We start from the raw sequence: 19,893 nt of genomic DNA, 5'->3' as shown, positions 1-19,893 counted from the left end.
CGAAAGAAACAAAAAAAGACCTAAAACATGCGAAAGCATCAGCCGATAGGCGCAAAAAAGCACACTAAGGGCTGCGGTTCCTTTAGCACATTTTAGGTCTTGCCTGCCTTACCAGTAACAATCCCGGCGATATTGGTTCTTAATATGATTCTATTCTCTTCGGCCATGGACATCAATAGTGCAAACCACCTATATATCCTGCATATATAAAAAAGAGAAGGCGCTACAAGCGCCTTCTCTACGTATTCAGGTGGCAATTGCGCGTTCCTTGCAGCCGGGCCGTTCTTCCCCCTTCTAAACCCATACTGTCAATCTCAATGTTTTCATAATGGCTTTCTTTTTCAATTCAACCAACTCTTTCCAAATTTTCGCGTCCGTCTATTATGACGCAGAATTCAGACATTAGGCAAGCTCTTTCTGCTTCGTCTCGGTCCCCAAAAAGATGATGGCTGCGACGGCCGCAACAACGGCGATGCAGAAGATGAAAAAGATCATTGAAATCTCTGTTCCCCGGGCGACGAGATAGCCGACAAGAAGCGGGCCCAGGATGCCGCCGATTCGGCCAAAGCCGGCTGCCATTCCTGCGCCGGTCCCCCTGATTGACGTCGGGTATTGTTCCGGGGTATAAGCGTAAAGCGCACCCCACGCACCAAGGTTGAAAAATGATAAAAACATGCCTGACACAAGCAAAAGCGCCAGCGATTCAGCCGATCCGAAGAAGTAGGCGCTGACAGCCGTCCCCAGCAAGTAGACGGTAAGCACCATTTTCCGACCGGCTTTTTCAATCAGCCATGCCGCGGAGAAATAGCCGGGCAGCTGAGCCAGCGTCATAATCAGGACGTACTCAAAGCTCTTGATCATGCTGAATCCTTTCATCACCATGACGCTCGGCAGCCAAAGAAACATGCCATAGTAGGAAAAGACGACGCAAAACCAGACGATCCACAGCATGGCCGTAGGCCGGGCATATTTGCGGGACCAGACGCTTTTCACATTTTCCATGATGGTCGGCTTCCTTTCCTGCGCAAGCTTCTCATATTTCGGAGAATCCGGCAGGGCAATCCGCAAATATAAGGCGTAAAAAGCCGGTATCGCAGTTATCAATAAAGCAATCTGCCAGCCGTAGGCCGGAATAATAAAATACGAAATGAGCGCTGCAGCCAGCCAGCCGAATGCCCAGAAACTTTCGAGCAGGACGACGACTCTTCCCCTCCGATCAGGCGCAACGGTTTCAGATACGAGCGTAGATGCGACTGGAAGCTCTCCCCCGAGCCCCATTCCGACGAAAAAGCGCAGCACTAAAAATGCCCACAATGTCGTCGTTAAAGCGGACAACCCGCTGCCGATCGAGAAAAACAGCAGCGTAATAATAAAAACATATTTTCTTCCGACGCGGTCAGCCAAAAGGCCAAAGACAAATGCCCCGACAGCCATGCCGATTGAGTTGACGCTGCCGATCCAGCTCATTTCCTGCGGCGTCAACTTCCATTCCGCGTGCAAAGCGGCGATAATAAACGATAATATACCAACGTCCATGGCATCAAAAAGCCAGCCGAGGCCTGCGATGCCAAGCAGTCTGCGCTCTGAAACAGGACGGTTCTTCATACTCACAACACCTCTTTTACTCTCTTAGCAGTTTACATGAGTATTAGTTTACACCTGTCTTTACACTTTTGTCACGAAGAAAATGAGGCGCCGTCTTTTTCAGTTTAATGAATGTGATGCGGGCGAAACTTTTCTTTATGGTGCTTCCACTTTGGCAAAAATCCGTCTTCCCGCTCTTTTTCATAGCGCTTTTCAATATGAGACTTGATTTCCTTTCCCCTTTCCTGATCAAGTATTCCGTACTCCACATACTTATTGATCAGCTGTTTTTTCTTTTCCATAATGTCCTTTTGCAAAGAAGCCAGTTCATTTTTCTGCTTGTCCGTCAACTCTTGATAAACGCGTGTTTCCCCGTAGGCAGAGGGCATGACAGCCGTACATGACAGCGGAATGACGAGAAGCAGGCAAACGCACAGTTTGCGCATCATGCAACATCCTTTCTGATCTATGATTCATTCTATTTTTTTCTTTTTTGCGGTGTTTATGCATAAAAAAAGCCGCTTAGTAGCGGCTTTCTGTTATGGCTGCAGCGACTTTTTTCCGCGCCGTATATTCATCAATACGCGCCAATGCATCTTTAATGTCCATGCAGTTGCTGAAGCTTTCATCAATTTTTTGAATACCTTCCTGATATTTTCCGTCAGTGAGCACTTGTTCTGCTGCATCTCTCAATCTTTCAGCATTCACTTCTTCTGCAAACAGAGGATATCCCGCATTCAGCTCTTTCAAGCGCTGGGCGATCATCGGCTGATCTTTATCATGCGGAAGCACAACCATCGGGACACGGTAATGGATGCCTTCATTGACGCTGTTCATGCCGCCGTGCGTGATGAACACATCGGCCTCTTTAAGCACCTCTAATTGCGGCACATACGGGGCGATGATAAAATGCTCCGGCACTTCTTTAATTTCCGCGTAGTCCGATTTTTCGCCAGCGGCGATGACAACCTTGCCGTCGAAATCACGAAAAGCATCAATGCACATATTGAAAAAATCCGCAGTTTTGCCAAGTACGGTTCCCATTGAAATATAAATGACTTTCTCATTCTTCAACGATTCTACCGGAAAATCGGTCTTGTCCAGGCGCTTTGGAAAACGCGGGCCGATAAACAGCACATCATCCCCAAAACGGCCGCTGTCAGGCTGAAAATACCGGCTTGTATACACAACGGTCAGCTCCGCCTGATTGCTCATAAACTGTCCTGTATGCCTAGGCGAGACGCCGTACTTTTCTTTCAGTTCCGCAAGCAGGTCCTCACATTCTTTGTCCAAGTGCAGCTCCGCGCCTGAATCCGGATGCAACGGCAGAATCTTCTTATGTTCTTGTCCGAAGAGAAATGAAGCCGACGAAGCGATTCCCGGAATGTTCAAATAATCCCTGACCAATTCACCCGCACCGAATGTGTCATAATACACGACATCGAACGAAATGCTTTTGGACAGCTCTTTTACAATGTCTAGAATATACAGCGAGGTTTTGAGATGAATTTTTAAAAATTCAAGAAGGCCGGACGGTGAATTCGGATCAATATGCGCGTTTCTCACCAGATCTTTGTATAAATGAACGGTAGCTCCGACGCCCTCCAGCCTGTCTTTATACTTTTCTGTTGAAAGATAGTGCACATTGTCGCCTCTGTCAGCAAATGCTTTGGTGATCCCTAATGTAGGATTGACATGACCTTCCGCCGGAAAATTGACGATTAGAATATTTTTCATGATCATAACTCCTTTTTATCCTTTTTGAAACAGGTTGACATCAATTGAGCGCCTGATTAGACTGATGTTAGTTACTACTAACTATCATAAAATGGGGGTAAACACCTTTGCAAGAGACGAACGAACGGATCATATCTGCTGCTTTAGACTTAATGCAAAAATACGGATTCAAGTCGGTGACAATAAAGGATATCGCGCTTCATTCAGGCGTCAGCGAGATGACGGTCTACCGCCACTTCAAAACTAAGCTTGGACTTTTGGAAGCGGCCGTTCAACAATTTTCTTATATACCAGCCTTTCAGCGCGTATTTGAAAACGATATCACTTGGAACCTGGAGAAAGACTTAACATTGATTGCAGAATCGTATTTGCTTCATATGGAAAAAAACAAGCCGCTCTACCTTATCGCTGTTCAAGACGGCGGAAGGATGACTGATCTTTTCGGTTCTCTGTTAAAGCATATGGAGGAGCTCCTTTGTTATTTAACAGACTACTTTCGGACGATGCAGGACAAAAACCTGATGAAAAAGGGAGATGCAGATTCACAGGCCTTCGCTTTTCTGTCATCTTTATACGGATACTTCTCGTCTGGCGCATTGGCTGGCGGCCGTTTTCAAAAAGTCGCTAAAGACACTTATATTAAACAGATAACCGCCGCCTTCTGCGGCGGCTTGCATGTATGATATCATCCTTCAAACTGAAGGATGGATCGTTAATCATTTAGCTCTTCAACATCCTTCAGCTTGATTTCCGTATTTTTTTCAAAGGAGGTGCTGTATTTAAGACAGCCGATCTCCTCGTCTTTAATATCTTCCCCATCAAAAATGTTGGCATTAATCGTCACGCTTTCGTAGTCGTACCCTTCTTCATTCAACAGGCGCTGAATCTTTTGCGCCGTATTGTATACTTCTTTTCGGCCGGCATTTTCGGCATCAAGTAAAATATGAATCTGCATCGGCTTGTCTAAGCGGATGCTTTTCTCCCATTTTGCGTCATTTTTCAGCTTTCCTTTTAATACTTCCACATGCACGTCAACGTCTTTCAGTTGGTCTATGCTTTTTGATAAAAGCGCTTTGATTTCTTTTCCTGCTTCTTCTCCAAGCCGCTCCATCAGCGGTTCATTGAGGTTCTCTTCATAGATTCCGTCCGTGTATACTTCAGGTTGAACAAACCCTCTCAAAGTAAGCAGATAGGGATCTTTGCGCTTTGGATCACCGGTGTCAGTGACTTCAAATACATATTCCGTGAACTTGAAATTATAGATGCCGCTGTCGATCCGCAAGTCTTTTTCAGGATAGCGGTCAGTCAAATAATGCTCAAGCGCCGTTTGAGACAGCTTCTTGCTTACGGGATTTCCGTTGAAGGCGTTGTAAGCGGCAAGCACAAAGGAAACGAGCAGCACAATCAACACGCTATACAAGACTTTCTTTTTCATCATATCAACTTCTTTCCTTCAGCTTTAAGAACAGCCAGCCGATCATCATCCCAACCGCGGCGAAAAAACAGTGAATAACAGCGAGCACGAAAGCGCCAAAGACGGCATACAGCAGGTGCTCCACAACCCCTGTACCGCCGGATGCGTCCCATTCGGCCAGAATATCCCCCATCCCCCAAACGAAAATCGGCGCATAGGTGAGGAGCATTACGAGTTTCATATCCCGGAAAAACAGATACCCCGCAAACCCAAGCACGGCGTACCACAAAATAAAGCCGAAGCTTTCATTTAACAGGGATGTGCGAATCGCGAGAAAAAATGAAATCGCCATAAACATCAGCTGGTACAAGGAGAGCTTTCGATTGATTCTTTTAAACATTTGCCCTTCATGAACAGACGACTCGATATGTTCCTTCGGAAGCTCGTCTTCCGACATCTTCAAAAGCTTTTGAAGCTCCTCATCGTTTTCGGCCGCTTCCTCAATCCATTCAGCCGTCTCTTTGCTTAACAGCCCCTCATGGTATAAAGGAAGCAAATCTTCGAATATACTGCGTTCCTTATCCTTCATCATACCCCTCCATTTCTTGCTGAAGCTTGACCTTCGCCCTGTGAACCCCCACCATGGCATCGTTTTCGGTTTTGCCTGTGAGCATGCCGATTTTCGTAGATGCGGAGGCTGACAATCTCCTGTAAATTCTCATCAAGCCGGTTGATTTCCTCGAGAAGCCGCCGCTCTTTCACGGTTTTCAGGAAGTGTTCTTCCGGAGATAAGCAAGCAGCCTTAACTTGGTGAATCATTGTGTTTGCCCCGGCTTTCGACGCTCCTGAACGAAAGTGTTTTTTTAGCAATCGCAAACACCCGTGTTTTGATTGTCGGCTTTCCCAAAAATGTGTGGGAGCCAGCCTTTCACAGCCTGATAAAATGCTTCCTGTGTTAAATCTTCCGCTGTTTCTTTAATTTTTCCATTCACTTATTAGTACCGCTGACCTTCTTTTCGTTACAAAAATCACATAAAAAAAAGAGACAAAAATGAATATTTCATTTTGCCTCCCGATATCCCAATCGCCAAACAAACATCTTCCGGTCTCTCGGATGATGCCCTGTCCTTTATTTTGAGGGCCCTGCCAGCGATTTTAAAAAAACTCATTTTTTTCATGTTCACCAAGTTCCCGGCCTTCATCGACAGCCCGCTTCAGCGCCTGCAGCATATAGCCGATTCCCCGGTATCCCGCCAGCGGGTATATGATCTGCTGTCCGCTGCCAAACACGTTCCTCAGTACAGGCCTGTATTTTTTTCCGCCGAGCATGACGATTTCATCGCAATCCATCAGGTTTTTCCGTTCACCTTGAGCCTTCAGCCCGCCATCCGGCATAATCTCTGGGTGGCGCATCCCAAATGTGACGTCATAGTTTTCAGGAACGATATCTTCAGGTTTTAAAAAACCGTGTTTTGCTGAAAGAATCACCCAATCCGTAAAAAATGTCTGCGCATATGCGCGGCACGCCCGGTGAAATGGGCTTAGATAGACATCCTTTGCGGCGGACGGGCCGATGTCCGGATCAACATCCCAGATTTTTTTCGCCCCGCACGGGATGATGCAAAGTCTTTTCATCATGTATCCCCCTTTTGTTTCCGCTAAAAAACGCCTTTAAAAAGGCGTTTTATTTCAGCTTCAGCGATACGACCGATTCGACGTGCGCCGTCTGCGGAAACATATCGACAGGCTGAATGTATTCTACATGGTAATCCTTCGCCAAGTACTGCAAATCTTTCGCAAGTGTTGACGGATTGCATGAGACATAAACGAACCGCTTCGGCTTAACCTGCCTGATCGTATCAAGGAACGTGCGGTCACAGCCTGTTCTTGGCGGATCGACGATGACGACGTCGGGCCTGAAGCCTTCTTTTGTCCATTTCGGCAGCCAGTGCTCGGCCGTTCCTGTTACATAGCGCGCATTTTCGATTCCGTGCTTTTTGGCGTTTTGGTTGGCGTCATCAATCGATTCTTTGATGACGTCCATGCCGCGGATTTCTTTTGCCCCGTCGGCGATCCACATTCCGATCGTGCCGACGCCGCAATATGCGTCGACGACTTTTTCGCGCCCGGTCAGTTTTGCCGCTTTTTTCACTTCGTCATACAGCTTGACTGTCTGGATCGGATTGAGCTGAAAAAAAGCGCGGGCGCTCAGCTCAAATGAAACCTCTCCGAGAAATTCCTGAATGACCATATTGCCGGCTAAGAGCCTTGTATCATCGCCGAAGACAACCGATGTTTTGGCTTTGTTGACGTTTTGAATCACAGATGTCACTTCAGGCAGACGCTTCTTGATTTCTTCTGCAATGAGCTCCTTGCGCGGCAGGTCTTCTTTTGACGTGACAAGGACAACCTGCACTTCCCCCGTCTCGAAGCCGACCCTCGTCACGATCGTGCGGACATCGCCCGTGCGCTTCCGTTCGTTGTAGACGGAAATGCCGAAGTCTTCAAGAACCTGCTTGACGGTTTGCGTCGTTTTGTTCGTCGCCGGATGCTGAACAATGCATTCCGTAATCGGGACAAGACGGTGCGAGTCAAGGCCGTACAGCCCGGCCACCATCTTTCCGTTTTTCGAAAGCCCGAGCTGAAACTGGCTTTTATTCCGATAGTGCCACGGGTTTTCCATGCCGATCGTCGGCCTGATGTCCATTTTGCCGATGTCAAAACGGGTGTGCCGTTCGAGCGATTGAATGACGATGTCCCGTTTTCCTTTCAGCTGCTCTTCATAAGCCAGATGCTGGAGCTGGCAGCCCCCGCATTGCTCATAGATGATGCAGGGCGGCTTGACGCGGTGCTCTGAACGTTTGCGCACCTTTTTGACCCGCCCTTCGGAAAATTTCGGATGAACCTTTGTCGCCTCGACGACGACTTCTTCTCCCGGCAGCGCGCCGGGGACGAAGACGACTTTTTTCTTGAAGTAGCCGACGCCTTCGCCATTGATGCCGAGGCGCTTGATCGTCAGCGGAAATTGCTGTCCGACTTTTAATTCTGCTGATGATCCTTTTTTGTCACGTTTCACTGGTGTTCTCTCCATTTCTACTCGATGCTCCTCCATAAATACAAGGAAGCATAGCTTAAATAAGGGTGCCATTCTTTGCTCATTTCAAGCATTTGTTCTTTTGTCGGTTTATCGTTTAAGCCAAAATGGCGTTTGATGGCATTTTGGATGCCGATATCGGCTGCCGGAAACAGATTGGGACGGCCGAGTCCGAACAGCAGAACGTTTTGGACGGTCCACGGGCCGATTCCTCTGATTTTCACCAGCTTTTCCATAATATCTTCATCTGATAATTGATCAAGCTCATCAAGATCTAAACGGCCGTCTGCGATCATCCTTGATGTATCGATGACATATTCAGCCTTTCGCATGCTGAATTGAAGTTCGCGCAGATCGTTGTAGTCAAGCTGTGCAATCGTTTCGGGAAGCGGATAAAACCAGACCCCGTCCTTTTGCTCTCCAAAAGTGTGAACGAACCGCTCCGTGAGCGTATAAGCAAAAGACAGGTTCAGCTGCTGGTGGATAATGCATTTCATCAGGCAATGATACAAATGAAAATCGAGCACCAGCGGCGTTCCGGCATGCTCCTCAAAAATCGATGATAGGCTTGATTGTGAAAAGTGATCCAGTACAGGCTGAAGACTTTCTTCCCATCTGAAGATCCGTTTCACTTCTTTTATCATGTCATCTCGATCGTCTATTCCGCTGACGGCAAACGCCGGGGCTTCAGCAGTTCCCGTCGCCTGCACAGCGACAACCCGAGGCTCTTTGTTTTGATTGCGGAGCGGCAGCTTGACCTCCCTTTTGTCGAGGTTGACCGCATTGAGCGGATCAAGCGAAAGCCTGTCCAACACGCGGTCAAAATGATAAGGCGGTGTTACGCTTACAGTTTCCTTCCACATCGCTTCCCATCCCTTTTTCTTCTTTGTCCACAGTATACCATGTTTCAAATTCTCTTAAAAAAGAACAACATTTTATTTTTCATCGAATGAATCACAGCACAGCGCAGCATCCTATGTAAGCGGAGGGGTATCGATGATTAAACATTTTGCGATGACAAAGGACGGACGGCTTTTATCCGACAACAAAGCAGAAAGGCTGACAGATCAAGATATTGAGTGGTTTTGGACCGATTTCGATCAGCCTTCGGAAGAAGAAGTCTCCTTGCTCAAAAGCCATTTTCACTTTCACCCTTTATCGGTCGAAGACTGCGTACATCGCTTGCAGCGTCCCAAGCTCGATCAATACGAAGATTATCTTTTTTTCGTCATACATGCGTTGAATCAAAAGACTTTGGCGTCTGAAGAAGTTGATTTATTCGTTGGAAAGGATTTCATCGTTACATTTCATTTTCATCACTCAGACGGCATTGAAAAAGTAAGAAGACAGCTTTCGGAAAACAGCGAGTTGTGGAAAAACGGACCGGGCCACATCGCCTATATGGTCATGGATACGCTTGTGGACGAATATTTCCCGATTCTTTACAAAATAGAAGACCGCCTCAATGAAATTGCCGAAAGCGACAGCAGGAAAACGTATGGAACGCTGATGAACGAGGTGTTTGATATCCGTGGCGACCTTTTAAAGCTGAGGAAAACAATCATTCCGATGCGGGATTTGCTTTACCGGATTTTAAACATTGAAATTTCAAAAGAAAACCGCGAACGAAAAGCGTATTACAGCGACATTTACGACCATCTCTTGAAGCTGGCCGAAATCGTCGAAAACAACCGTGACATGACAGCCGATTTGAGGGACAGCTACCAGACGCTCAACTCCAACCGGATGAACGCCATTATGATGACGCTGACGATCGTCTCAACGATTTTTATTCCGCTCACCTTCATTGCCGGAGTGTACGGCATGAACTTTGACAACATGCCTGAACTGCATTGGCGCTACGGCTATTTTTTCATCCTCGGAATAATGGCAGCCGTTGTCGCCGGCATGATCTTCTGGTTCCGGCATAAAGGATGGTTTGACATTTTCAAGTAAAACCGGAAACCTTTTTCCTCTCTGTTCGACTATTTCTACAACTGAGGAGGGAAAGAAATGAAGGTACATACAGGGCTTGCCGGCATCATCATGATTGTTATCGGCCTGTTGATCAGCGCCGAGAATCATCAAGGCGCGTCTGTAGCAGACGCGCTTTCGGGCTTTTTAAAACTGCCCATCCGGAATTTAGTGGTTCTGATCTGCATGTTTATGATCATCGCCGGCTTCATTATGGCGTGGCGCCATTATTATGGAGTACCGTGGATCCGCTTTAAGCTGTTTTTGTTTATCATCGGTATTTCAGTATTTTACCCGCTGGTCACAGAACAGCTGATGTTCTTTCAAAAATGGAATGCACAAGGCGATAGCGCCGTGGAATATATGAAAAGGGGAAGCGCTTGCAGCTATCAGGGCGATATGGAAGCAGGAAGCATGGACTGTGAGGTGAAAGTCAACAACTACGGGAAAAAGACCGCACGCGTCCAGCTCACCCCTGATATAATAAATGAATTTGACTTTCAGCCGGAAGAGCTGGAACTGTCGCCGCATTCACAGGAAACGTACAGCGTCACCTTTACGGCTCCGGGAAATGAGGATGCATTTGCATCCGGAATTGAAGAAGAGCCGAGGTTGAAGATTAAAGTGGTGAAATGAACGGCTGTCACACGAGTCAAACAGCTCGTTTTTGGGAAACTGCTATAAAAGAAATTCATAATTTTACTCTGGGAAACGTACCACACAATTCATATTCAAAAGCACGGACAGACCGCCGATTCACAAACTAATATACTAACCCAAAGCAGAAAGCCGCTCCTTCACGGAAACGGCTTTTCGTCTATTAATCGTGATAAGATTCTGCAATCGCGTTGGCGGCGACGATCGCATTGTAGACGTCGTCAGGGGTGACTGGGAACGGCATGTTGCCCATTGTGTCGCCTTCCGCGCAAGCGCTTTGAGCGACTTGGCGCCATTCTTCTTCGACAAATTCGTCGACTCCGAGGTCTTTTAATGTCAACGGAAGACCGACGCCTTTGATAAAGTCAATAACGGTCTCCAATTCTTCGGCCGGCGCGTTTTCAAGAACAAGCTGCGCCAAAAGGCCGAACGTGACTTTTTCGCCGTGCTGAGCCCTGTGCAGAGAAGGAACGGCTGTCATTCCGTTGTGGATCGCGTGTGCGGCGGCAAGACCGCCTGATTCGGCACCGACGCCGCTTAAATAGATGGTCGCCTCGATTGTATCTTCGACCGCTCGTGTGGAAACGCCGTGCTTAACCGCCTGCATCGCTTTCACACCGTTTTCCAACAGCGTATCATAGCAAAGACGGGCAAGTCCCAATCCAGTTGTTGAAGGCTTCATCAGCACGAGGTTATCGCCGTTTGCTTTAAAGCAGGCACGCGCTTCAAAATACGTCGCCAAGGCGTCACCGATACCGGCTGCGAAAAAGCGCGGCGGCGCGGATGCCAAAATCTCAGAGTCCGCAAGAACGACATCTGGGTTCGTCGGCAAAAACAGATAGCGGTCAAACGATCCGTCGTGTTTATAAATGACGGCAAGGGCCGTACATGGAGCATCCGTAGAAGCAATTGTCGGGAAAATCACAACCGGCAGCTTCTCGTAATAAGCGGTGGCTTTTGCGGTATCAAGCGTTTTACCGCCTCCGATCCCAACGATGATATTAGCGCCTGCATTGCGTGCAAGCTCCCGGTTGCGATCGATTTCTTCCTGTGTGCATTCGTAATTGAATTTTTCAAAAACGGCTTGATTGCCGGCTTTCTGAATCGAATTCCCCGCTTCTTTTTGAGCGCGTTCCAAAATGAATTCATCGCAAATGATATATGCGTTGTCGCCAAAATCTTCAATGTAGTCGTTCAAGTTCTCCAGCAGTCGTTTTCCTGTAATAAATTTTTTAGGTGATGTGACTGATTTTACTGATTTTGACATGGTAATTCCCCCTTCACTATCAATGATATACCTATTTTCTTTTTAAATCTAGTAATATATGTATATAAAATGGATTTTTATTCTATAGAATTGACTAGGGGAAATAAAAAGAGCCTGAAGCATCAATTTTTTCAGCCAAAGCAAAACCCCGGCAAAGCGGCCGGGGCATTGTTCTTTCAAAGGGTCTCAAGCATCATAGATTTTTCAAACATCAGGTCATCGAGGCTTTTAAATGTATAACCTTCTTTTTTCAAGTCGGTGATCGCCTGATCAAGCGCTTCGGCATTGTCTCTCGAGACGGTGTGAAGCAGATAGATGGCGCCGGGGTGAGCCTGTTTCATCATATTGTCGTACGCATAGCGCCACCCTTTTTGGGCATTGATTTTCCAATCGACAAAAGCAACAGACCAGAATACCGTTTGATAGCCGAGCTTTTTCGTTTCTTCGAGCACCCGCTCGCTGAAAATGCCCCGAGGCGGTCTCAGGTAGAGGTTGTTTTTTTCGCCTGTGATTTTGTAAACCTCCTCATCGACCGATTCCAATTCCTCTTGAATGACGCGGCTTGTTTTCGTCGTCAGATCCGGATGGTGATATGAATGATTCCCGATGATATGCCCCTCCTCGGCCATTCGCTTGATCAGCTCCGGCTGATCTTTGACAAAATGGCCCGTCACAAAAAAGGCCGCTTTGACGTTTTGTTTTTTCAGAACATCGAGCACCTGAGGGGTGTAGCCGTTTTCATAGCCGTTATCAAAGGTCAGATAGATCGTTTTTTCCTTTGTGTTGCCCAAATAAAAGGCGTCGTACTGCTGTAAAAGGTTGGTCAGCTCTTGACCCGCATCTGCCGGCTGATGGTTTTTGCTTTTTGAAAAACCCCAATGGATCGCCTTGTTGGAAATCGCTTCAGCATTGCCGCTGAACGCCAGCGTCAGCAGGAATCCGCAGCATATGGCACAGATTCGTTTCATCATCTTCTCGCTCCCAGTTTTATTTTTTCTTATTGTGCAGAAGGGCTGAGCATTTCATACCAAGCAACACTTGGAAAACAAAAAAAACCGCGGCAGAGAATGCGCGGTTTTATTTCCAGTCTTTTTTAAAGCGCTCGTATTTGGCTTCCAAATCGTCGAGCATGCTGATCAGTCTGTCAATATCTTCAAGGTCGGTCGATTCCGGGTCTAAAGAATCGATGACTGACATAAACATATCCAATCTGTTTTTCAAATAATTGACTTGCTGTTCTTTGTCATGTACTGCGTTACCCATGATTCTCCTCCTTTTGTTCCTTTATCGTAGCCTATAAACGGCCTTTTTTCAATCATCCATGACTTGCATGCCTCAAGGATCAGGTCTAAAATGAATAGTTGGGCTATATTAGTATGTCCTATCATAAAGGAGTTAGATATGTCATGACAGAAAAAATGCAGGCTCGTCCGATCACCCCGGAATATGATCCGTGGGAAGCCTACATGGACGTTGACCAATTTGGAGATATACAGCTGACGAACGTTGAATTTACGACGACGACTCTTTGCAATATGCGCTGCGAGCACTGCGCCGTCGGGTATACGCTCCAGACGAAGGACCCGGACGCGCTGCCAGTCAGCCTTCTGTTGAAACGGCTTGATGAGATTCCCCGCCTTCGTTCTTTAAGCATTACGGGCGGCGAGCCGATGCTCTCATTAAAATCTGTAAAGGAATATGTCGTTCCTTTATTAAAATACGCTCATGAACGCGGCGTGCGGACGCAGATCAACTCAAACTTGACGCTCGATATCGGCCGCTACGAGCTGATCATCCCCTACCTGGATGTGCTTCATATTTCCCACAACTGGGGAACGGTCGAAGACTTTGCAGAAATCGGCTTCGCTATGATGGATAAAAAGCCGACGTTTGCACAGCGGGCGCGCTATTTCGAAAAAATGATCGAAAACAGCCGGACGCTTGTTGATGAAGGGGTCATGGTCTCCGCCGAGACGATGCTCAACAAACGGACGCTTCCTCATATCGAGCATATTCACCGGCAAATTGTCGAAGACATGAAATGCCAGCGCCATGAGGTCCATCCGATGTATCCGAGCGACTTTGCAAGCGCACTTGAATCTTTAAGCTTAAAAGACATGAGAAAAGCGATCCACCGCCTTCTTGACATTCGCGACGAAAATACGTGGATGCTGTTCGGCACTCTGCCGTTTTACGCGTGCAGCCCTGATCCTGAAGATCACGCCCTCTTACAGCGGCTGCGCGAAGCGAAAAACGTCACCGTCAGAAACGACCCTGACGGCAGATCGCGCCTGAACGTCAATATTTTTGACGGCAATATCATCGTGACCGATTTCGGAGATACTCCGCCGCTCGGCAACATTCAGACAGACAGCCTGCCAAGCGCCTACGCGAAGTGGAGAAAAACAGAGCTTGCCAAAGAACTCAACTGCCACTGCCCGCACGTCCGGTGCCTCGGACCGAATGTGCTCGTCAAAAACAGCTATTATCAAGATGTTGATTTTACTTCCAGAACAGCAAGAGTATGAAAAAAGCAAGCCGCAAAGGCTTGCTTTTTTATTTCGGCTGATGGCTGAGCTGAAAGCCGAATGTCAGGTGATCCTGTACAGGAATCCAAGCGCCGATTCCTTGCGAGGTGATATTTTTGACGACTAGCTTTCTTTTGTTGCCTTTTAATACGATGTACACTTCGCCGTAGGTGACTTTTCCTTTTTCATTGACGGCAGGTGCATAGGCGTGTAAATTTCCCAGTTTTTTCGGCTGCACTTTATAAATCTGATCGCGTTTTGTACCGGAGCCGACCACTGTTTCAAAGGCGAGCGGCAGCTTTGTTTTTTCCATGGCTTTGAGCATCATCATATTTTTGACATCTTCCGCCTTTGGAACTTTCGCTGTTAAGCCGCCTTTGATTTTGCTCGTCTGTTCCTGGGAATACGTGAGTTCTGCAGGTGCTTTCCCGCCCCGGTTGTCAAAGCGGTTTGTGTTGATTTTGCGGTATTCCCAGTTCGCAACGGTTTCATTCGAGGTGTAACCTAGCGCCCATCTGCCCAAATAAATCGTCGCCCGATAGCCGATTGCCAGCGGTGTGCCGGAAATGCTTGACTCATTCAGCATTTTAATCAGATGCGGATTTTCAATCGCAATATCGGTTGTTTTCAGCAGCTCTTCGGCTAATTCGCTCGGCTGCAGCCTCGGCTGATCCTGAGAGGCGTTAGGGTATGTGTTCTCTTTGGAAATATTCGTGACAGAGCTTGGAATCTTGATCGGCTTGGCTGCGTCAGCTTCCTGTACAGCGAAAAAACTAAAGGATAAAAACGCAGTCAGCGTAAAACACAAAAGCTTTTTCATACTATCACTCTTTCTGTTTCTTTTTCCTTATTGTTTTCCGGATGCTCTCTGTTTATCCCGATTTTTTTAAAGAAGGAAAAAACCGATTCCCATGATGATATAAGCGGCCAGCAATGTCGCGCCTTCAAACCAGTTCGTGTCCCCGTCGTTGGAAATGATGATCATCAAAAGGACGGCGGAAGCCATGGCGACCAGCTCCGGCAAGGTAAAGACGAGCGGCATGCTCGTTGGAAAAAACAAAGAGCTGATGACAAGAACAGGGGCGACAAACATCGCGATCTGAAGCGTTGATCCGATCGCAATTTCAACCGCGACATCCATTTTGTCCTTATAGGCCATAATGACGGCGGAAGCATGCTCTGCCGCGTTTCCGACGATCGCGACAATGATGACCCCGATGAAAAGCTCCGACCAGCCGAATTGTTCGGCCACCGTATCAAACGTATGGACGAGGTGCTCGGAAATGTAGGCGACGGCAACAGTTGCCAAAAATAAGATCAATGTTGCGCGCTTTCCCGACCATTCCGGCTCTTCATGCGATTCTTCCTGCTCATTTTGATTCGTCTGGTAAACCCCGCGGTGGCTGACAAGCTTGAAATAAAGTGCAGCCAGGTAAAGCAAAATCATGATGATGCTGATGCCGACGCTCATCGACAGCTTCCTCGGCTCTGTCATTTCAGCTGAAAACACTTCAGGGATAACGAAAGCGACAATCACCGCGAACATGAGCAGACCTGAATTGTGTCTCGCATCATACACGTTGAATTCCTGGCGCTTATATTTCAGGCCCCCGATGAAAAACGAAAGCCCGGCGACCAGGAGAAGGTTGCCCAAGACAGATCCTGTCAGCGATGCGAGCACAATTCCGATCAGTCCTTCCCGCAACGCGAAAATCGAAATGATCAGCTCAACGGCGTTTCCGAACGTCGCATTTAAAAGGCCTCCGATCCTCGGTCCCGCAATGATCGCAAGGCTTTCGGTGGCTCTTCCCATATAGCTTGCAAGCGCGATGATCGTCAGGCAGTATATGATGAACAATAAAACCTGCGGCCAATGCAGAAGGCTCCCTGCGACAGAAAGTGGAACACCCGCAGCCATCATCCAAAAGAAAAAACGGCTCATTTTTCATTCCTCTTTTCTTTTTTGGTGTAGGTTATTTTTGTGCGAACTTTTCGCTTTATATACGGCATACTGATCTATTCCGCAGCGGCGCATGTTTTTAAACATCAGCGAATCTCAAATGTTTCGATGATGTCAATACTGTTTTCAACAGACCTCACCATGGCGCAGTTTTTCAGCGCTATTCTCAGCGCCTTTTTGATTTGTTCTGCACCGAGGTTTTCTCCCTTCAATATGAAGTGAAGATGGATGCTTTTGATGCGGCCAGCCTCTTCGGAAATGCGTTCTTCTTTTGTTTCGATGATCATATCTTTCAGCTGTATCCTTTTCTTTTCCAAAATTTTACGAAGAACGGTTCCGCTGCATGCCGCAATCGAAGCGGCCAGCAATTGATAAGGCCTGAATCCCGCTTCTTCATTGCTTGATATTTTAAGCTTCCCATATTCCAGATCAGCCTCAAAGCCGTTCTGATTCCACACGATTTCCATGAATCACACCTCTTATGAAAGAAAAAGAAAAATCGCCTTGCCTGAAAACTTCTGAAAGTTGTACGATCAAAGAAGGATTACGGATAAGGAGAATCGGCCGATGACTAGATTTCACTTTTTCATTCTCGTTTTGATTGTCAGTATATCAGGTTTTTCGCAAGGGATGCTCCTTCCGGTCATCTCTGTTATTTTCGAACAGGAAGGCCATTCGGCTGCACTGAACGGGCTTCATGCGACAGGCCTCTACATCGGCGTCCTGATCGCTTCGCCTTTCATGGAAGCACCGCTTCGCAGGCTCGGTTTTAAACCGCTGATTGTCATCGGCGGGGTGATGGTGTGCGCGAGTTTGTTCGCCTTTGTTTTTATTCAGTCGTTTATCGTTTGGTTCTTTTTGCGGCTCTTGATCGGAATCGGGGATCATATGCTGCACTTTTCAACGCAAACTTGGGTGACCACATTATCGTCTGAAAAAAAACGCGGCCGCAATATCTCTTTGTACGGCCTTTCGTTTGGTTTGGGATTTGCAGCCGGGCCTTTTTTAACGCCGCTTGTCAACATCGCCCCATCATTGCCGTTTATCGTCTCAGGTGCGTTCAGCCTGCTGGCATGGCTGTTTATTTTTTGCCTGCAAAACGATTTCCCTGAGAAAAGCGGCTCTGAAAGCCGCAGCGATAACAGCTTGAAGCGTTTCGCTCAAGCCTTCCTGCTTGGGTGGGTCGCGTTTTTGCCGACATTCGGCTACGGCTTTTTGGAAACCGCCCTGAACGGCAATTTTCCCGTCTATGCGCTCCGGTCGGGCATTTCCGTCGAAGGCGTATCGATCATTCTTCCGGCTTTTGCGATCGGAAGCATCGTCTTTCAGTATCCGCTCGGCGTGTTGAGCGACAAGTACGGAAGGCGAAATGTACTCCTTGTCATATTGGCTGTCGGGGCAGGCTGCTTCTTTGCTGCGGGCTTTTCCGAATCCGTTCTTCTGCTTGCGGCATGTTTTTTCATAGCCGGAATGGCTGTGGGATCAACTTTTTCACTCGGCATCAGTTTTATGGCCGACCTGCTTCCAAAACGCCTTCTCCCGGCCGGGAACTTGATGTGCGGAATTACATTCAGCTTCGGAAGCATTTTCGGTCCGGTTGCAGGCGGGTGGTATATGCAGATATTCCATAACAGCAACCTGTTTTATTTGATTACATGCGTGATGGTGTTGATCTGGATCGGGGTGCTCTTTGGCAAAACGAAGAAAAACGGCGCTCTCGAACAATCTGAGGCGGCGCCAATGTAAAAAAGGCCGGCTGCTGGAGCCGGCCTTTTAAGGCAATTTTTAATGATATCCGTTTTGTCCGTTGGCGCTTCCGCTCGTTTTGTTCTTCGGACTTTGCTTTGAATTTTGTTTATTATGGCTGCCGCCTTTTTTCGTGTGTTTTGCCATGATGATCCCTCCGCTTTTGAACTCATGAATTGTTCTATTATAGATTGCTCAATTCCGCGGATTTTCTTCAGGAATGATTTTACGCTTATGTAAAAGGGCATTGATTTCCCCTCCAAGAATAATCATCATTCCGCTTAAATAAAACCAGATCATCAGGACGATGATGCCGCCGAGGCTTCCGTATGTCGCACTGTAGTTTGCAAATTCGCTGACATAGTATGAGAACAGGACGCTGACGAGGATCCAGCCGGCGGTCGCTGCAACAGCTCCCGGAAGCACGAATTTAAATGACAGCCGTTTATTCGGAGCAAAAAAGTACAAAGCCGTAAAGACGATCAGCAGCACAAGCGGGCTGATTCCCCAGCGAAGCGCTGACCATGCCGTCAGAAACATCTCCGGCGTACCGTCCAGATTGGCGATAAAATGGCCGATGGCCCTCCCGAATACAGGCAGAAGAAGCGCGACCAATATTGTGAAAACCATCGCGGCGGTCAAAAGGAGCGATGTCAGCCGAACCATGATAAAAGAGCGGTTTTCCTCTACTTCATAAGCATGGTTAAAGGCCCTGACAATCGCGTTCAATCCGTTTGATGCAGACCAGAGCGCCGCAATGATCCCGAAAGAAAGCAGGCCCCTGTTTCCGGTATTCAGGGTCTCTTCAATGACGGACATCGTGTCTTCTGGGGCATACTGTTCGATCAGCCCGATGACATCGCCCGTTTTGACAGGCAGGTAGCCGATCAATGTCAATAGGAAAATCATAAACGGAAACAGAGACAATAGAAAAAAGTAGGCAAGTTCCGCCGATTTGCTCGGTCCTTCATGAAGGAAAAAACGCCAGCCCAGCTCTTTCAAAAAACTCATTCTTTTTCCGGCTCCGTACGTCCTTTGGATTTGGCTGTGAAGTGATCCCTCGTTTCCTCAATCAGGCCGATCACTTTTGGCGTCGTTTCCTTCAGCTCTTTTATCTGTTGATTTAAGAAGCTCAAATCATCCGATATGGAAGCCGTCAGCTTTTTGGCTTCGTCCATTTTTTCTTTCACGCATTCGGTGAGCATGCCGGGATTTGCACGGTAAAGGCGGACTTTGTTTTTGCACGCGGTAAGCTTTGCACCGCACGCTTCCCTAGTCGGTTTGTGCAGCAGTGACATAACCGCCCCGACCGAAGCGCCGAGGAGGATATTTCTGATGAAAACGCGGTCGTTTTTCATAAAAAATCTCTCCCTTCGTTTTTATAGATTGTGTTCTTTTCGAATGTCCTTCAGCAATTCGCGGCACCCTTTCGCGACGAGTTCGTACACCTCTTCAAAGTTCCCGGTGTAGTATGGATCAGGAACATCTGCCGTCTCACAGTCTTCGACATAGTCGAGCAGCCTCCGGATGACGGCTTTGCTCCCGTAGCCGGCAAGGCTTCTCACATGGCCTGCATTTTCGGCATCCATTGCGATGATATAATCGAACGCTTCCGGGTCCTTGTCAGTAATCTGCCTTGCATACAGGCCTTCGCAGCTTATCTTTTTTTCAGACAGCAGCGACCTTGTGCCTTCATGAGGCGGTTTGCCGACATGCCAGCTTCCTGTGCCAGCCGAATCGGCTTCGATCCGGTCCTCCAGTCCGCTTTTTTTGAGCATATCGTTAAATACAGCTTCTGCCATCGGAGATCGGCAAATATTGCCGAGGCAGACAAATAACACTTTGATCATCACTCAGGAGCCTCCTCTATTCTTTCCCCACTTTTCAGAAAGAAAAAACACTTTTGCTTTTATACTAAAGATTTTTCTGTTT

Annotated in this window: 23 protein-coding genes; 5 read left to right on the top strand and 18 right to left on the bottom strand. The window is 47.5% G+C overall.

Going from position 1 to position 19,893, the window contains the following annotated elements; all coding sequences use genetic code 11:
- Window positions 1–402: 402 nt before the first annotated feature.
- The 3 genes from TRNA_RS25685 to TRNA_RS25675 all read right to left on the bottom strand — a co-directional run bounded on the left by TRNA_RS25685 (window position 403) and on the right by TRNA_RS25675 (window position 3,321).
- A complete protein-coding gene (locus TRNA_RS25685; protein WP_003179838.1) occupies window positions 403–1,605 on the bottom strand; it encodes an MFS transporter in 1,203 nt (400 codons plus the stop codon).
- A gap of 104 nt (window positions 1,606–1,709) precedes the next feature.
- Window positions 1,710–2,030: a YckD family protein gene (locus tag TRNA_RS25680; protein ID WP_011197663.1), complete on the bottom strand. Its 321-nt coding sequence runs from the start codon at window positions 2,028–2,030 to the stop codon at window positions 1,710–1,712.
- A gap of 76 nt (window positions 2,031–2,106) precedes the next feature.
- Window positions 2,107–3,321 (bottom strand): macrolide family glycosyltransferase, encoded by a 1,215-nt coding sequence (locus TRNA_RS25675; protein WP_011197662.1) that lies wholly within the window; start codon window positions 3,319–3,321, stop codon window positions 2,107–2,109.
- Window positions 3,322–3,428: 107 nt separating this feature from the next.
- Here TRNA_RS25675 and TRNA_RS25670 point away from each other — a divergent pair, with 107 nt between their 5' ends.
- Window positions 3,429–4,004 (top strand): TetR/AcrR family transcriptional regulator, encoded by a 576-nt coding sequence (locus TRNA_RS25670; RefSeq protein WP_003179830.1) that lies wholly within the window; start codon window positions 3,429–3,431, stop codon window positions 4,002–4,004.
- A gap of 29 nt (window positions 4,005–4,033) precedes the next feature.
- Here TRNA_RS25670 and TRNA_RS25665 read toward each other — a convergent pair whose 3' ends face one another.
- From TRNA_RS25665 to TRNA_RS25645, 6 genes are all read right to left on the bottom strand, one after another.
- The gene (locus tag TRNA_RS25665; protein WP_011197661.1) at window positions 4,034–4,756 is read right to left on the bottom strand and encodes a hypothetical protein; all 723 of its coding nucleotides are present in this window, start codon (window positions 4,754–4,756) and stop codon (window positions 4,034–4,036) included.
- Window positions 4,757–4,760: 4 nt separating this feature from the next.
- Window positions 4,761–5,324, bottom strand: a complete 564-nt coding sequence (locus TRNA_RS25660) for a hypothetical protein (protein ID WP_011197660.1) — start codon at window positions 5,322–5,324, stop codon at window positions 4,761–4,763.
- On the bottom strand, window positions 5,314–5,460 hold the full coding sequence (locus tag TRNA_RS43815; protein ID WP_173400516.1) for a hypothetical protein: 147 nt from the start codon (window positions 5,458–5,460) through the stop codon (window positions 5,314–5,316). Before TRNA_RS43815 ends, TRNA_RS25660 begins: the two co-directional genes overlap by 11 nt.
- A 430-nt stretch (window positions 5,461–5,890) precedes the next feature.
- The gene (locus TRNA_RS25655; RefSeq protein ID WP_011197658.1) at window positions 5,891–6,370 is read right to left on the bottom strand and encodes a DUF6884 domain-containing protein; all 480 of its coding nucleotides are present in this window, start codon (window positions 6,368–6,370) and stop codon (window positions 5,891–5,893) included.
- 49 nt (window positions 6,371–6,419) lie between these two features.
- Window positions 6,420–7,826 carry a 23S rRNA (uracil(1939)-C(5))-methyltransferase RlmD gene (gene rlmD / locus TRNA_RS25650; protein ID WP_011201586.1) on the bottom strand — a complete coding sequence of 469 codons (1,407 nt, stop codon included), beginning with the start codon at window positions 7,824–7,826 and terminating at the stop codon, window positions 6,420–6,422.
- Between the two features lie 2 nt (window positions 7,827–7,828).
- Window positions 7,829–8,692, bottom strand: coding sequence for a DNA-3-methyladenine glycosylase family protein (locus TRNA_RS25645; protein ID WP_003179816.1), 864 nt, complete (start codon window positions 8,690–8,692; stop codon window positions 7,829–7,831).
- Between the two features lie 133 nt (window positions 8,693–8,825).
- Here TRNA_RS25645 and corA point away from each other — a divergent pair, with 133 nt between their 5' ends.
- Complete coding sequence (corA, locus tag TRNA_RS25640) at window positions 8,826–9,785, top strand: magnesium/cobalt transporter CorA (protein WP_003179814.1); 960 nt, start codon at window positions 8,826–8,828, stop codon at window positions 9,783–9,785.
- A gap of 57 nt (window positions 9,786–9,842) precedes the next feature.
- Complete coding sequence (locus TRNA_RS25635; RefSeq protein WP_011197656.1) at window positions 9,843–10,439, top strand: hypothetical protein; 597 nt, start codon at window positions 9,843–9,845, stop codon at window positions 10,437–10,439.
- A 184-nt stretch (window positions 10,440–10,623) separates the two neighbouring features.
- Here TRNA_RS25635 and TRNA_RS25630 read toward each other — a convergent pair whose 3' ends face one another.
- The 3 genes from TRNA_RS25630 to TRNA_RS25620 all read right to left on the bottom strand — a co-directional run bounded on the left by TRNA_RS25630 (window position 10,624) and on the right by TRNA_RS25620 (window position 12,990).
- Window positions 10,624–11,727: a glycerol dehydrogenase gene (locus tag TRNA_RS25630; RefSeq protein WP_003179810.1), complete on the bottom strand. Its 1,104-nt coding sequence runs from the start codon at window positions 11,725–11,727 to the stop codon at window positions 10,624–10,626.
- Window positions 11,728–11,903: 176 nt separating this feature from the next.
- The gene (pdaA, locus tag TRNA_RS25625; RefSeq protein WP_011197655.1) at window positions 11,904–12,695 is read right to left on the bottom strand and encodes a delta-lactam-biosynthetic de-N-acetylase; all 792 of its coding nucleotides are present in this window, start codon (window positions 12,693–12,695) and stop codon (window positions 11,904–11,906) included.
- A gap of 109 nt (window positions 12,696–12,804) precedes the next feature.
- Window positions 12,805–12,990, bottom strand: a complete 186-nt coding sequence (locus TRNA_RS25620) for an SE1561 family protein (protein ID WP_003179806.1) — start codon at window positions 12,988–12,990, stop codon at window positions 12,805–12,807.
- 143 nt (window positions 12,991–13,133) lie between these two features.
- Here TRNA_RS25620 and yfkAB point away from each other — a divergent pair, with 143 nt between their 5' ends.
- On the top strand, window positions 13,134–14,255 hold the full coding sequence (yfkAB, locus tag TRNA_RS25615; protein ID WP_003179804.1) for a radical SAM/CxCxxxxC motif protein YfkAB: 1,122 nt from the start codon (window positions 13,134–13,136) through the stop codon (window positions 14,253–14,255).
- Window positions 14,256–14,283: 28 nt separating this feature from the next.
- Here yfkAB and TRNA_RS25610 read toward each other — a convergent pair whose 3' ends face one another.
- The 3 genes from TRNA_RS25610 to TRNA_RS25600 form a co-directional block, all read right to left on the bottom strand.
- The gene (locus tag TRNA_RS25610; protein WP_003179802.1) at window positions 14,284–15,075 is read right to left on the bottom strand and encodes a YfkD famly protein; all 792 of its coding nucleotides are present in this window, start codon (window positions 15,073–15,075) and stop codon (window positions 14,284–14,286) included.
- 66 nt (window positions 15,076–15,141) lie between these two features.
- Window positions 15,142–16,197, bottom strand: a complete 1,056-nt coding sequence (gene cax / locus TRNA_RS25605; RefSeq protein ID WP_003179800.1) for a calcium/proton exchanger — start codon at window positions 16,195–16,197, stop codon at window positions 15,142–15,144.
- Window positions 16,198–16,301: 104 nt separating this feature from the next.
- A complete protein-coding gene (locus TRNA_RS25600; protein WP_009329046.1) occupies window positions 16,302–16,682 on the bottom strand; it encodes an OsmC family protein in 381 nt (126 codons plus the stop codon).
- A 100-nt stretch (window positions 16,683–16,782) separates the two neighbouring features.
- On the opposite strand from TRNA_RS25600, the gene TRNA_RS25595 reads away from it, so the two are divergent.
- On the top strand, window positions 16,783–17,961 hold the full coding sequence (locus TRNA_RS25595) for an MFS transporter (RefSeq protein ID WP_003179795.1): 1,179 nt from the start codon (window positions 16,783–16,785) through the stop codon (window positions 17,959–17,961).
- Between the two features lie 195 nt (window positions 17,962–18,156).
- Here the strand turns inward: TRNA_RS25595 and TRNA_RS25590 are convergent, their stop codons facing one another.
- Genes TRNA_RS25590 through TRNA_RS25580 form a run of 3 tightly spaced genes read right to left on the bottom strand, consistent with a single transcriptional unit; the run spans window position 18,157 to window position 19,811 of the window.
- Window positions 18,157–18,972 (bottom strand): YihY/virulence factor BrkB family protein, encoded by an 816-nt coding sequence (locus tag TRNA_RS25590; RefSeq protein WP_003179792.1) that lies wholly within the window; start codon window positions 18,970–18,972, stop codon window positions 18,157–18,159.
- Complete coding sequence (locus TRNA_RS25585) at window positions 18,969–19,319, bottom strand: hypothetical protein (protein WP_003179790.1); 351 nt, start codon at window positions 19,317–19,319, stop codon at window positions 18,969–18,971. The genes TRNA_RS25590 and TRNA_RS25585 overlap by 4 nt, the downstream gene beginning before the upstream one ends.
- A gap of 21 nt (window positions 19,320–19,340) precedes the next feature.
- A complete protein-coding gene (locus tag TRNA_RS25580) occupies window positions 19,341–19,811 on the bottom strand; it encodes a low molecular weight protein-tyrosine-phosphatase (protein ID WP_003179788.1) in 471 nt (156 codons plus the stop codon).
- Between the last annotated feature and the right edge of the window lie 82 nt (window positions 19,812–19,893).

The sequence above is a fragment of the Bacillus licheniformis DSM 13 = ATCC 14580 genome (genome assembly GCF_000011645.1).
Taxonomy (GTDB): Bacteria; Bacillota; Bacilli; order Bacillales; family Bacillaceae; genus Bacillus; species Bacillus licheniformis.
The sequence above is the reverse complement of the archived record's forward strand: the minus strand, read 5'-3'. Positions and strand labels throughout refer to the sequence as shown.